The organism is Nonomuraea sp. NPDC000554 (assembly GCF_040300065.1).
Classification (GTDB): domain Bacteria; phylum Actinomycetota; class Actinomycetes; order Streptosporangiales; family Streptosporangiaceae; genus Nonomuraea.
The window spans coordinates 174,166-187,199 of sequence record NZ_JBEPDC010000019.1 but is presented as its reverse complement, the minus strand read 5'-3'; the positions used below and the strand labels follow the sequence as shown (position 1 = coordinate 187,199).

Here is a 13,034-nt window from a genome sequence, read left to right as displayed (position 1 = left end):
CCAAGCCGAAGGCGCCACAGTTCGACAACCGGGATCCGCGTGATCCCGGGAAGGAAGATGCGGGCCTCGGAGGTCGTAGACGGTTCACTTCGGCGACGGCCGCCGCCAGCGCTTCGCCGGGGTGAGAGGTGTCGCGGTGACGGCCGACCTCAACGGGGACGAGCGGGACGATCTGGTCATCGGCGGCGGCTGGCCCTACGACGGGAGTCCCTCCCGTCCGCGCGTCTTCTGGGGTGGCCCGCAGGGGCTGCGCCGCGGCGCGGAACTCCGGACGCGCGCGACCCCGGCCGTCTCGGGCGACTACGACCACGACGGCCGGGACGAGGTGGTGCTGATCTCGTTGGGCAACCAGTTCAGGTCTGGAACGGGAGCCGGACCGCCGGCAGCTTCGAGACCTCCAGCTTCCCCAGGTAGCGCCCGGGCACCACAGGGCGTGGCCGGCGACCGGCCCCGATGTGCTCGCGCCGCTCAGCCGGTGGCGCCGCTCAGCCGCCTGCGTCGGGCCGTCTGTGTCGGGCCGTCTGTGTCGGGTCGTCTGCGTCGGGAGGGTCAGGCGGTTTCGTAGCCTGGGAAGAGTAGCGACAGTTCGCGCGGGTAGGTCGCGATCAGTCGTAGTTCGTCGTCGGTCAGCGGGCGGCCGGTCATCGCGTTGCAGAGCTGGACCAGCCGGAACGCCGTCTCCTCGTCCCGCACCTCGACCCCGAGCCCGTCCATGACGTGCCTGAACCCGGCCTTGCCGCCGTACTCGCCGGTCAGGACCACGCGTCCGGCACGCGCGTGCCAGTCTTCTGGGAACGGGCCCAGCGTCGCCTCGTCGTACAGCTCGTAGTTGCCGTGGTCCTTCAGCGCGCCGTCGGCGTGGATGCCGCTCTCGTGCGCGAACGCGTTGCGCCCGACACCCACCTGGTTGTACGGGAGCGGCTGCCCGAACGCGTAGCTCGCCCAGAGCCCGAACCTGCGGGCCCACGACAGGTCGATGGCGTCGCCGAGCTTCGCGTTCAGGCCGAAACCGTGCTCGAAGGCGAGGATCGTGGACAGCAGGTCGGCGTTGCCCGAGCGCTCACCGATGCCGTTCACGCAGGTGTTGATCCAGGCGTCCTGGCCCGCCTCCAGGTCGCCGAGCGCGCCCGCGACCGAGTTGGCCACGGCCAGCCCCAGGTCGTTGTGGCAGTGCGTCTCGACCGGCATGCCGGTGGCCGACGCCAGCTTGGCGAACCGCTCGCGGATCCTGTCGGGCGTGTCGCCGCCGATCGTGTCGCAGTACCGCACCCGGTCCGCGCCCGCCTCCTTGGCGGCCAGCGCGAACTCCAGCAGGAACCCGTCGTCGGTGCGCGACCCGTCCTCGGCGTTCACCCCGACCGTCTGCGCCCCTGCCGCCTTCGCGGCGCGGACCGCGGCGGTCATCTCCCTGATGATCGCCGCCCGGTCGAGCCGCCCGCGAAACTTGTTCTGGATCATGTAGTCGGACGTGGAGATCGACAGGTTGTAGTGCTTGAGGCCGAGCGGCGCGGCCTTCTCCACGTCCTGGGGCACACCTCTGCACCAGCCCGACAACCGCAGGTCGTTGAACGCCCCCGCCTCGGCCAGCGCCACCTGCGCCCGGACGTAGGGCACCTCGTGGAACAGGAAGGGGAAACCGATCTCGGACTGCGCCACACCGAGCTTGGCCAGATAGAAGTTGACCATGGTCTTGCCGAACTTCGACAGGCCGGTGCGCGCGGTCTGCACGCCGTCCCGGTTGGTCACGTCGAGGAAGTGAACTTTTGGCATGCTCCTACGTTGACATCTTGCCTCAATATGTATCAATATTGATTTTCGTCAACATGGGAGGTTGGGTGTGGAGTGGATCGACGCGGCCACGGCCGCCGAACGGCTCGGCGTCAAGCCCGCCACGCTGTACGCCTACGTGAGCAGGGGCGTCCTGAAGCGCCGCCACGGCGAGGACGGCCGCCGCAGCCTGTTCGACGCCGACGAGATCGAGCAGTTGGCGAGGCGCGGCCGTCCTCGCAACCAGCCGCCGGAGCTGGTGATCGAGTCGGCGGTCACCGCGCTTGGCGCCGACCGTCCCTACTACCGCGGTTACGACGCCCTGGCTCTGGCGACGACCGCGAGCTTCGAAGAGGTCGCCGAATGGCTCTGGACAGGCGCCCCTCCCACCGGCCTGCGTCAGAGGCCCGGCTCCGGGGGAAGCAGTCCGCATCCTGGTGCCGGTTTCGGGGGAGGCGGTCCAGGGCTGGCGGCCGACTTCGGGGGAGGCGGTCCGGGGTTGGCGGCTGGTTCCAGGGGAGGCGGTTCGCGTCCGGCGGCTGGCTCCGGGGGCAGTGGTTCTCGTCCGGTGGGTGGTGATGGTGGGAGCGGGGCGGGGGTGCCGTGGCGATGCGAGAAGAAGGCGTTGCGGGCGGCCGTCGCCGCCCAGCGGGGGCTGCCCCCTGGGTTGCTGCCGCTCGACCGGCTGCAGGTGATCACCACGGTGCTCGGGGCGTCCGACTCGCTGCGGTACCAGCTCGACCCCGCCTCCGTGGCCGCCACTGGCCGGCGGCTCGTGGCCGGTCTGGTGGACGCGCTGCCGGAGGAAGGCGAACCACAGGGGGAGTCGATCGCCGAACGGCTGTGGGCGCGGCTGACCCCGCACCCTGCCACGCCCGGCCTGCTCGACGCGCTGCGGGCCGCGCTCGTGCTGCTCGCCGACCACGAGCTGGCCGCCTCGACACTGGCCGCCAGGGTGGCCGCGTCCGCCAAGGCCGACCCGTACGCCGTGGTGCTCACCGGGCTGGGTGTACTCGGCGGCCCGCTGCACGGCGGCGCGGCGTACGGGGCCGAGCGGCTGCTGGCCGAGGTGTCCGAGCCGGGCCTGGCGGCGCGCGTGGTCGCCGACCGGGTGCGGCGCGGCGAGCGCATCCCCGGCTTCGGGCACAGCGTCTACAAGAACGGCGACGCCCGCGGCAGCCTGCTGCTCGACCTGGTGCGGGAGGCGTCGCCCGAGCATGAGCGGCTCGCCGCCGTGGTCGCCGTCCTGGACGAGGTCCGCAGGCGCAGGCTCCCCGAGCGCAACGTCGACTTCGCGCTCGCCGCCCTCGTCGCGGTCGGCGGGATGGTGCCGGGGGCGGGCGAAGCCATCTTCGCCGTCGCCAGGACGGTGGGCTGGCTGGCGCACGCCATGGAGGAGTACGCCAAAGGCACCCTCCTCCGCCTCCGCGCCTCCTACACCGGCCCGCCCCCCAGGTAACCTCCCGTCGCCGTCGCCGTCGCCGTCGGCGCGACTGAGGTTACGTGCCGCTTGCTGTTACGGGCACCATCTCAGCCTTGAGGGCGGTGGTGGCACCGACGCAGAGGTGACATGCGCCGCATACTGGTGCGAGCGCTGCCCACACGCCGCTCGCCCTCAGCGTCGGGTGGGCGCGGACGGAGATGTCAGTGGCCGCTCCGGTCCACGTAGGCCGCCAGAGCTCGGACGCGGTCGGCGTGCTGGTCGTGGCCGACGATCACCGGCGGCTCGTTGTACGGCATCGCGTCCGACGACCTGCGCAACTTGATGTACTGCCCGCACGCGTCGATCGCGTACGGCTCCATGTCGTCCTGCAGCGCCCCGATCACCGTGATGCCGTACGTCTCGCCGATCCTGCGGAACAGCGCGACCGCCTCCCTGCGGTGCTCCTTGCCCAGGTTGCGGCCCAGCTCGTCGAGCACCAGACACAGGTGCCCGCCTCCTGAGGACGCGATCGCCGCCGCGCACACCAGCTTGACGGCCTTCTCGTCCATGAGCGCCGTGTTGGCCCGGCGGTTGTACGGGACGAACCCCTGCCCCTCGCCGCGCCGCCACTTCGGCGTCACCCGCCACTGCCACCGCTGCTCCGGATCGGCCGGAGCGGGCGGTACCGGGAACTCCAGCGTCGCCCCGTACCCGCCGTAGGAGGTGTCGAGCTTCTCGAACTCCTCCGACACCCGCGTCAGCCGCGCCTTGATCGCCGCCGTGAGCGCCGCCCGGTGCACCGCCGTGGACTGCGCCGCCTCCTCGGCGCCCTTGTCGGCCGCCGCCAGGTCACGCTGCCGCGACACGAGCTGCGCCTCGATCTGCCGGCGCTGGTGCTTCTCGTACTCCTCCTGCCCTCGCAGGTACGACGCCAGCGCCCCGCACACGGCCGCGAACGTCGCCTGCTCCCGGGCCGCGCTCCCGCCCCGCTCCGCCAGCAGGAACCGGAGCTCCTCGGGGATCTCCTCCTCGTCCTCGGTGTAGGTGTCGCGCAGCGCCTGGTCGAAGAGGCGTTCGGCGATCCGCCACCACTCCTCGGCCGTGCGCGGACGTTCCTCGTCGGGCAGCGCCTTCAGCCATTCGCGGGCGGCTTCGACGGTGCCGCCCCAGTCGGCGGCCAGCGCGTCGAGCTTCAGCCCCGCCCGCTCGCCGCCGACCTTGGTCTCCTGCTCGCGCGCCTGCGCCCGCTCGCCTTCGAGCCGCTGACGCCGGGCGTCCAGACGCTCGATCTCCATGTCGCGCGTCCGGGCCCGGAAGTCCAGCGCGCCCGCCTGCCGTTCGGCCTCGGCCACCTTCGGCGTCAGCTCCTCCAGCGCACCGACAAGCTCCGCCAGCCGTTCACGCCGCTCGGCCAGCCGCCTCTCCAACTCGGCCAGCCGCACCCCCGCCTGCGCGCCTTCGAGCCGCCGCTGCGCCTCCGCGAGGTCCTCCTCCGCATCGCGGACGGCCTGCGCCGCGCTCTCCTGGACGTCCCTCGCCCTGTGCAGGCGGTGCTCGGCGGCCTTGATGCGCGCCTCGCGCCCGGTGGCGACCCCGTCGAAGGCCCCGACCACGCTCACCCCGGCGGCGCTGACCAGCACCGACCCCGGCAGCGCCGCGAGCGCCCTGGCGGCCTCGTCGAGCTGCCCGGCGTCGACGATCACCGCGTGCTCGTCCGGCCACCCCCGCGACCCGATCATCAGCCCGCCGACCGGCCTGCCGCCGCCGTCGGGACCACCGGCCGCCCCATCGGCCGGGGCCGCGCCCGACCCGTGGGGCCCGCCGGTGGTTCCCGGGCCGTGAGGTCCGCCGGGCGTGGTCGCCGTGGTGGTGCCGGCGTGGTCGCGAGCCTGTTCGGCCACGTCGAGGGCGTCCAGGAGGCCCGTCGCGGCGATGCCCGCGCCTGCCAGCGCGTTGAGCTGGGCCGCGGCGGGGCCGCCCTCGGCGTCGTCGAGCGCGGACTGGGCCGAGGCCACCTCGCGATCCGCCACCCCGAGCGCCTTCAGCGCCTCGTTGAGCCGGAGCCGCACGTCCCGCAGCTCCCGCTCCGCCGTAGGGACGTCGCGGCCGTCGGCGAAGCGGCGCGTCTCCTCCAGCGCCGGGATCCCCGCGCGCAGCTCGTCGGCCGAGTTCTCCGCCACCGCCCGGTCGGCCTCCAGCTTCGCCGCCCTCGCCTGGAGCACGGTCAGCTCCTTGCGGGCCTCCGCGACCCGGCGGTCCAGCGTGTCGTCCTTCAGGGTCGCGATCTCCGCCTTGACCGTGGCGATCGCCTCCGCCGCCGTCTCGCCCGCCGCCCTGTGCTGTTCCAGGTCGGCGGCGAGCTGCTCGTCCCTGTCGGCGGCGTCGGCCAACTTGCGCGCCTGCCTGCCGCGCCAGCACCGCAACGCGTCCGCCAGCCGGATCCTGGCCTGGTCGCGCCGGTCGAACGTGGCCAGCAGCGCCCTCGACTCCGTCTCGAACTCCGCCAGCCGGTCACCCGCCTGGGCTGCGCGGACCCGCTTGGCGTGCTCGTCGCGCCGGGCCTCCCGCTCCTGCTCCAGCTCGGCGTCGAGCCCCGTCAGAGCGGCGATCGCCTCGAAGACCCGCTCGGGTGAGATCTCGTTGAGCGGCTGGGAGAGCAGGTTCGTGGCCACCTTGCTCCGGACCGACGTCGACAGGAACGACACGCACCGGACCCGGTCGCCGTACAGCACCTTGGTCAGGTCGCGAGCCACGACGTCCCGGCGCCCGGCGGACTTCGGCAGCGACGCCCAGATCTCGTCCGCCCGCGCCACCCGCTCGGCCTCGGACGAGGCGGACGCCAGATGCAGTCCGGCCCGCCACCGGATCTCCAGGTGCGGCGCTTCCTGGTTCACCTTGAGCCACACAGTGACAGCCCCGCCGGACGTGTCGGGCACGTCGAAGAGCTCCCCGCCGTCCTCGCCTGTGAGGACGTCAACGGTGGAGACACCGACGCCTGTCGCTCCCGCGGCCCTGTCGGCGTCGTCGGTCAGCGTGGCCGCGGCGGCGAGGGCGGGCGGCCCTTCGATGTCCTGGTGGGGGCCGGCGGGGCCGAAGACGCCCACGATGTAGCCGTGGTCGGCGCTGGCCCACTGGCGGCCGCTCGCGCCGCTGGCCAGTTCGGCGTTGAACAGCAGCTCCGACACCGCCTTGGCGCCGGACGCGAACCGCCACTGCTCGTCGCCGAGCAACGCGGTGATCGACGCGATGAAGGACGACTTACCGGCGCCGTTGGAGTCCTTCGGCCCGGCGCCGGCGACGACGATGAGTGTGCCGGGGACGGTCGGCACCGGATGGGTCGAGAGCCGTGAGATGTTGACCGCCTGCACAGCGATCAGCACCCGGTCTCCGACGACGTTCTCCACCTGCGACACCTCTGCCCCCCCGTAGCCCTTCGATCTTTCGTCACGCTCATCGCCGGTCGCTCGCCGACGACCGTCCTGGTTCAGTCCGTGGCGTCACCGTTTGTTGCTGGTTGCGCTGGTTCGGTCTGTATCGACCGACACCGGCTGTTCGCTGGCCGTCCTGGTTCGGTCTGTGGCGTTCATCACCGGCCGCGTTCACCCGGCCGACCTTCGGGCTCGGACGGCCGCGGCCAGGGGAGTGTGCGGGCCTGCCGCCAGGATCAGCTCCTCCTGCAGACGCCGCCGCGCCGCCTGGGTGAGCCGGTGGAACTGCGGGCCGGGCACGTACCCGCCCGCCTCCTCCCCGGCCTTCACCTGCGCGACCAGCCCGGCATGGCGCAGCACGCGCAGCGCCGACTCCAGCTCTCCGATCGGCACCTGCGTGTGGCGGCGCAGCTCGTCGACCGGCGTCGGGTGCGGCGAGACCCACGTGTCCTCGGGCAGCAACCCCTCGGCTCGTGGAATCGCCACGGAGTGCACGAGCACCAGGGTGAGCACGGCCCGCTCGCTCTCCCCGAGCCCAGCCCCCGCCACCCCGAGCCCAGCCCCCGCCACCCCGGCCGAGCCCGCCACCCCGGCCGAGCCTGCCGGGTCGGCGGAACTCGCGCCGCTGGTAGGAGCTGCCGGGGTGTGGGGCTGCGTCGGGTCGGTCGGGTCGGCCTTGTCGGTCGCGCTGTCCTGGCGGGCGTCTTTCGCGTTCGTCCCGGACGCGCCCGCCGTGACGTCTTCGGACGCGAGCGAGACGGTGAGAGGGAGGGCGGGGCCGGTGCCGCCTCGGGTGGCGTGGGCACGGGCCGCCGCCTCGTCGTCGTAGCCCGAAGTCCAGCGTTCCCGGTACTGGACGAGCGTGCGCCCCCGCCTGGCCAGCATCTCGCTGAGAGTGTGGCGGAGCGCTGGGTCGCGGAGAGCGCCGAAGCGAGCCTCTTGCGCCGGCTCGGCGGCGTGCTCCACCACCATGAACGCCGCGACCAGCTCGGCGCGACGACGCTCGTCGTAGCCGTCCAGGAGATCGTCGAACTCCGCCGTGCCACCCTCAACCCGCCCGCCGATCCCGGCAGGAGCCGGCAGAGTGGCCGAATCCAGCGAGCGGTCCACACCGGTCGCCCGCGACGGCCGGCTGTCGGCACCACTCGCGCGCGACGCAGGATCATCCGCGTCAGTCGCGTGCGACGCGGGGTGGTCCGGGTCGGCCGTGTGCGATGCCGGGTGGTCCGCGTCGGCCGTGTGCGATGCCGGATCGCCTGGATCGGTCGTGTGCGAAGGCGAGGAGCCCGCGTCGGCCCCTGTCGCCGGCGGAGCCCCGCCCCCGGTTGCCGTTGGTGTGGGGGAGCCGGCCGGTGCCCCAGCGGAAGAGGCCTGGGTGGGAGCGGGGTGGGCGGCGGCGACGATGTCGGCGTCGGCCACCACCGTGAGCTCGGGCCGCTGCGGTTCCGGCAGGCGGCGGACCAGCTCCTTCAGTTGGTTGTGCGATTCGACGGGCCACAGGGCGCAGCGCGGGCCGAGGGCCACCAGGCCGTCGGCCATGACGATCCAGGCCGAGTCGTGCAGACGCCGCAGCGCGCCGATCGCCCAGTTGCGCATCAGGTCGTCGGCGCGGCCGATCAGGGCCCGGTAGGTGTCGAGGACCAACTCGACCGGGGCGGGACGGCCCGGCCACGGGTCGGTCGACAGGTCGGCCCAGCAGCACTTGAGGCAGGCCGCGAGGACCCGCCGCGTCTCGCCCGACCGCTCCACCGGGATCGCCGCCACCTGGTACTCCTCCAGGAGCGACGGTGTCACCCCGTCGGGCCACACCGGCACGGCCTGCCCCGTGGAGTCGGGGCGCGTCAGCCGGACCATCCCGGCGGGCGCGGGTGCTCCGGAGGCCAGCCTGAGCGGCCCGCCCGAGCGGGCGCGCACGTGCGCCACGGCGTCGTCGGCCGGGGGCGCGGCGCGCCTGGGGGACGCCGGGGTGCGGCTCCCGGCGCGGAGCGGGTCGGTCATGGGGTGCGCTCCAGGTAGCCGTGGGAGAGCCAGGCCGGTTCGCGGGCCGGGTCGACCGTGAGGGTGTCGGACCAGGTCAGGCGGTACGGAAGCTCGGGACGCAGGTCGATCGTCGTCAGGTCGGCGAGCAGGCGGCGGGCCGAGGGCCAGTCGGCGCCGAGCACGTCGGCCAGCGCCACCCTGGACTCCGCGCCGAGCAGCGACTCCGCCATCGAGGTCAGCCGTTCGACGGCGGCCGTCGGCGACGAGTCGAGGGACCCCTCGGGGCCGGGGTCGGGCAGCGCGGAGCGCGGGGGAGTGGGATGGGCGGGGGCGGGGCGCGGGGCCTCGTCGACCGCGCGGACGATCGCCGCCGGGTCGTGCCAGGGCGCCGGAGTGTCGAAGACGAAGCCGTCGAGCACCGCCGCCAGCTGCTCCCTGGACGCGGTCTGGGCGAAGGTGCGCCACGTCTCGGTGGGCAGCAGGGTGAGGTTGCGGGTGGTGCCTGCCGAGTCGGCGAGCCGGCCCGCGGCCCGGCGGGAGGCGTCGCTGTAGGCGTAGATGGCCGCCCGCAGGTCGGTGCAGACGCGGTCGAGGTCAGGCCAGCGGGTCAGGATCGTGCCGTGCAGGCTCTGCGCCCGGCGCGCGATCTCTTCCGTGCCCCACAGCTTGGGCGCCTGCTCGCGCAGTTCCTCGATGGTGCCGGTGGTGAGCGTGATCAGCTCCAGCGCCCACAGCCGGAACGCGCGGGCCAGGTTGACGGCGCTGGCCCTGGCCTCCTCCATGGTGGTGCGCGGGTCGGCGACGTTGAGGTCTTCGAGCGCCAGCAGCCGGTGCATCTCGGACTGGCCGCCGTCGTCCATCATCCGCCTGATGAACATCAGGCCGACGACGCTGGTGAACGACGCGCGGTAGCGGAGCTGGTTGGGCTTGGGGAACACCTCGCGGATCGCGCCGAGCCCCTTGAGCACCCGCAGCCGGTTGTCGAACCGGTCGGCGGGGTGGGCGCGGCAGGCGAAGCGCATCTGCTCGTGCGTCAGCCACTCCTCGCCCGCCTCGGCGAACGCCGCGAACAGGGTCTCGGCGATGTCGACCAGCGCGGGATCGTCGACGACCGCCCCGCTGTCGCGGGCCAGCGCCGCGAACATCCGGCGGTACGTCGACAGGACCGCCTCCTCCGAAAGGGCGGCGTCGAGGGTCAGGAGCTCTTCTGGCACGCGCACTAAGGTACGGCTTCGCACCGACACTCTCGGCACCCAACGCGACCACCAGCGAGTACTCATGCACATGGGGCGACTGCGCGCTATCGTGATGCCCGATAAAACGGGGAAATCACAAAGTAATCGCATATACCGGGAGCGTGATGGATTGCGGATCCGTGGGCTCCGGGGCGATCGAGCCACGGCTACCTGAACGACACGCTGGTGGCCACGCCGGGCGGAGGCGGCTTCCCGGAAAGGCCGCTCTTCGAGTGCACTGACTGAGAAGGGGACTCGGTTGTACAACCAGGAGCCGTACCAGCAACAGCAGCCGGCGGCGCTGGCGGGGCAGTTCGCCCAGCGCTTCCAACTGCTCGCCGGCAACATCGAGAACATCATCCGCGGCAAGCGCGAAGCCATCGAGCTGGCCCTGATCTGCCTGTTCGCCGAGGGGCACCTGCTCATCGAGGACGTGCCGGGTACAGGCAAGACCACCCTCGCCAGGTCGCTGGCGGCCAGCGTGGACGCGGAGTGGCGGCGCATCCAGTTCACCCCGGACCTGCTGCCCAGCGACATCACCGGCGTGTCGATCTTCAACCAGGCGCACCAGAAGTTCGAGTTCCACCACGGCCCGGTCTTCGCCAACATCGTGCTCGCCGACGAGATCAACCGCGCCTCGCCGAAGACGCAGTCGGCGCTGCTGGAGGTCATGGAGGAGCGCAGGGTCACGGTGGACGCCGAGCCGCACCCGGTGCCCAGGCCGTTCCTGGTGGTGGCCACGCAGAACCCGGTCGACATGGACGGCACGTACCCGCTGCCCGAGGCCCAGCTCGACCGGTTCCTCATGCAGATCTCCGTCGGCTACCCCGACCACGTCTCGGAGGTCGAGGTGCTCAAGGGCATGCCGACGGGGCCGCAGGTCGAGCGGCTGCCGGTGGCGGCCCGCAGCTCGGACGTCGCCGGGATGATCGACTTCGCCACCCGCATCCACGTCGCCGACCCCGTCTACGACTACATCGTGGCCCTGTGCGCCGCCACCCGCACCAGCCCCCACCTGCGCCTGGGCGCGAGCCCCCGGGGCAGCCTGGCGCTGCTGCGCGCCGCCAGGGTCAAGGCCGCCGCGGCCGGACGCCACTACGTGGTCCCGGAGGACGTCAAGGCCCTGGCGGTGCCGGTGATCGCGCACCGGCTGATCCTCACCCCCGAGGCCGAACTGCGCGAGGTCACCGCGGCGCACGTGCTCGGCGAGATCCTCGCCGGGATGCCGGTGCCGCAGGCGGCCTGATGCCGGCTGCGCCGCACGCGCCCGCACCCCGCTGCCGGCCCGCCTCCGCCGCCGCCTGCTCCTGCGCTGATCGGGACGGCTGATCGGGACGGCTGATCAGGGCGGCCGATCAGGACGCGGACGGGTACTGCTTGAGCGGCACGTGGTCGTCGACGACCTCGGCGAGGGAGTCCACCGCCTCGTCGGTCGGTGACTGGAAGAACCAGCGGGCCGCGGCCCGCCCGTGCCGCTGGTTGCGTTCGACGTAGTCACGCAGCTGCTGCTCGTACCGGGCGAACGCCGTCGTGTGGTCGGCGCACTCGGCGAGCTCGCCGGCCAGCACGTAGGCGCCGATCAGGGCCTGCGAGGTGCCGCGCCCGGAGGTGGGCGCGGCACAGTACGCCGCGTCGCCGAGCAGCGCGACACGGCCGGCGGACCAGCTGTCCATCAGCACCTGGCTGGAGGAGTCGAAGAAGAAGTCGTCGGCGGCGCGCATCGCCTCCAGCAGCCGGGGAACCTCCCAGCCGGCGTCGGCGAAGTGCTTGGCCACGATCTCCTCCTGCTGCGTCCGGTCGCGCCGGTCGTAGGCGAGCTCCTCGGCGACGAACGACAGGCCGACCCGCAGCTCGCTGTTGCCGTGGGCGCTGAACGCCAGCGCGCTGCGGCCCGGCGTGTTGTACATCAGGCCCGCGTGGTCGAGGCCGAGGAGGTTGGCGGTGGTGAACAGCGCGCCGTAGATGCCGAGGTGGCGCAGGTACCGCGACTCGGGGCCGAAGGCGAGCCTGCGCACCGTCGAGTGCAGCCCGTCGGCGCCGACGACCAGGTCGAACGTGCGTGCCTCGCCGCGTTCGAAGCCGACCCGCACGCCCTCGGGCTGCTGGTCCAGCGCGGTGATGGTGTTGTCGAACAGGTACTCGGTGGTGTCACGGGTCGCCTCGTACAGGACCCGCGTGACGTCGGCCTTGAGCACCTCCAGCTCGCCGGAGATGGCCGCGGCGGGCAGCGTGGCGACGGCCGCGCCGCCGTCGTCGACCAGCGTCATCGCGCTCATCCGGGTCTGATGCCGGTGCATGTCGGCGAGCAGCCCCATCCGGTCCAGGACGTCCAGGGCCGAGCCCCGGAAGTCGATCGCGGCGCCGCCGTCGCGAACGGCGGGCGCCCGCTCCACGATCGTCGGCTGATGACCGTAGCGGTGTAGCCAGTAGGCCAGGGCGGGGCCGGCGACGCTGCCGCCGGAGATCAGGATCCGCATGGAAGGTCCTCTCGTCGGTGAACGGTGCCACCGTACGCAGAAATTGGGCAAATGCGCAATACGATCGTCTTAGGCGTACGCACGCATCAGGCACCGAGTAGGATCTCGTCCATGGGAAATCGCGAGGACCTGCTCGCCGGAGCCCGCCGCTGCCTGGAGGAGAAGGGCTGGGCCCGCACGACCGTCCGGGACATCTCGGCGGCGGCCGGCGGAGTCAGCATGGCGGCGATCGGCTACCACTTCGGCTCACGAGAGGAGCTGCTCAACGCGGCCCTGCTCGAGGCGATGGCCGAATGGGGCGAGGAGATCGGCGCGGCCATGGCCGCCGCGCACGACCCCGACGCGACACCGGCGCAGCGCTACGAGGCGCTGTGGTCGCAGATGATCAGCTCCATCACCGAGCGTCGCACGCTGTGGCTGGCCAACCTCGAGGCCATGGTGCAGGCGGAGCACTCACCGCAGCTGCGCGAACAGCTCGTCGCGGGGCAGCGCGAGGGCCGGCGCGGCCTCGCCGCCCGGCTCACGGGCGGCGACGAGGACGGCATCGCCGAGCACGACGTCCGCACCGTCGGCTCGGTGCACCTCGCGCTGCTGCTCGGGACGATGACGCAGTGGCTCAACGACCCGGAGTGCGCGCCGTCCGGCGCCGACCTGCTCGACGGCCTGCGGGCGATCGTCGCCCACTTCGACGGGTGAGGCCGGGCACGCGGGCCCGGCGCTGCCG

The 13,034-nt window shown here is 72.9% G+C and carries 9 protein-coding genes; 4 read left to right on the top strand and 5 right to left on the bottom strand.

Annotated features, from left to right (window positions below; translation table 11 throughout):
- The first annotated feature begins 121 nt into the window (after positions 1-121).
- Positions 122-565, top strand: coding sequence for an FG-GAP repeat domain-containing protein (locus ABT294_RS50895; RefSeq protein WP_502912174.1), 444 nt, complete (start codon positions 122-124; stop codon positions 563-565).
- On the opposite strand, the gene ABT294_RS32100 is transcribed toward ABT294_RS50895, so the two are convergent.
- Entirely contained in the window at positions 550-1,770 is a 1,221-nt protein-coding gene (locus tag ABT294_RS32100) for a LeuA family protein (protein WP_350810046.1), read from the bottom strand. The two genes, ABT294_RS50895 and ABT294_RS32100, sit on opposite strands and share 16 nt — an antisense overlap.
- Positions 1,771-1,837: 67 nt before the next feature.
- On the opposite strand from ABT294_RS32100, the gene ABT294_RS32095 reads away from it, so the two are divergent.
- Entirely contained in the window at positions 1,838-3,226 is a 1,389-nt protein-coding gene (locus ABT294_RS32095; protein ID WP_350810045.1) for a citrate/2-methylcitrate synthase, read from the top strand.
- Between the two features lie 185 nt (positions 3,227-3,411).
- Here ABT294_RS32095 and ABT294_RS32090 read toward each other — a convergent pair whose 3' ends face one another.
- The 3 genes from ABT294_RS32090 to ABT294_RS32080 form a co-directional block, all read right to left on the bottom strand.
- The gene (locus ABT294_RS32090; RefSeq protein ID WP_350810044.1) at positions 3,412-6,594 is read right to left on the bottom strand and encodes a coiled-coil domain-containing protein; all 3,183 of its coding nucleotides are present in this window, start codon (positions 6,592-6,594) and stop codon (positions 3,412-3,414) included.
- A 195-nt stretch (positions 6,595-6,789) separates the two neighbouring features.
- The gene (locus tag ABT294_RS32085; RefSeq protein WP_350810043.1) at positions 6,790-8,616 is read right to left on the bottom strand and encodes a hypothetical protein; all 1,827 of its coding nucleotides are present in this window, start codon (positions 8,614-8,616) and stop codon (positions 6,790-6,792) included.
- A complete protein-coding gene (locus ABT294_RS32080) occupies positions 8,613-9,812 on the bottom strand; it encodes a hypothetical protein (protein WP_350810042.1) in 1,200 nt (399 codons plus the stop codon). The genes ABT294_RS32085 and ABT294_RS32080 overlap by 4 nt, the downstream gene beginning before the upstream one ends.
- Before the next feature lie 280 nt (positions 9,813-10,092).
- Between ABT294_RS32080 and ABT294_RS32075 the strand changes: the two genes are divergently transcribed.
- Positions 10,093-11,079 carry an AAA family ATPase gene (locus ABT294_RS32075; protein ID WP_350810041.1) on the top strand — a complete coding sequence of 329 codons (987 nt, stop codon included), beginning with the start codon at positions 10,093-10,095 and terminating at the stop codon, positions 11,077-11,079.
- A 109-nt stretch (positions 11,080-11,188) separates the two neighbouring features.
- Here ABT294_RS32075 and ABT294_RS32070 read toward each other — a convergent pair whose 3' ends face one another.
- The gene (locus ABT294_RS32070; RefSeq protein ID WP_350810040.1) at positions 11,189-12,310 is read right to left on the bottom strand and encodes an FAD-dependent monooxygenase; all 1,122 of its coding nucleotides are present in this window, start codon (positions 12,308-12,310) and stop codon (positions 11,189-11,191) included.
- A 111-nt stretch (positions 12,311-12,421) separates the two neighbouring features.
- Here ABT294_RS32070 and ABT294_RS32065 point away from each other — a divergent pair, with 111 nt between their 5' ends.
- Positions 12,422-13,006: a TetR/AcrR family transcriptional regulator gene (locus tag ABT294_RS32065; protein ID WP_350810039.1), complete on the top strand. Its 585-nt coding sequence runs from the start codon at positions 12,422-12,424 to the stop codon at positions 13,004-13,006.
- Positions 13,007-13,034 lie beyond the last annotated feature (28 nt).

What these genes read in the sequence shown, in the direction of transcription:
- ABT294_RS32100 (WP_350810046.1), bottom strand. Translation starts at nt 1,770, where the DNA reads ATGCCAAAAGTTCACTTCCTCGACGTGACCAACCGGGACGGCGTGCAG.
- ABT294_RS32085 (WP_350810043.1), bottom strand. Translation starts at nt 8,616, where the DNA reads ATGACCGACCCGCTCCGCGCCGGGAGCCGCACCCCGGCGTCCCCCAGG.
- ABT294_RS32070 (WP_350810040.1), bottom strand. Translation starts at nt 12,310, where the DNA reads ATGCGGATCCTGATCTCCGGCGGCAGCGTCGCCGGCCCCGCCCTGGCC.
- ABT294_RS32065 (WP_350810039.1), top strand. Translation starts at nt 12,422, where the DNA reads ATGGGAAATCGCGAGGACCTGCTCGCCGGAGCCCGCCGCTGCCTGGAG.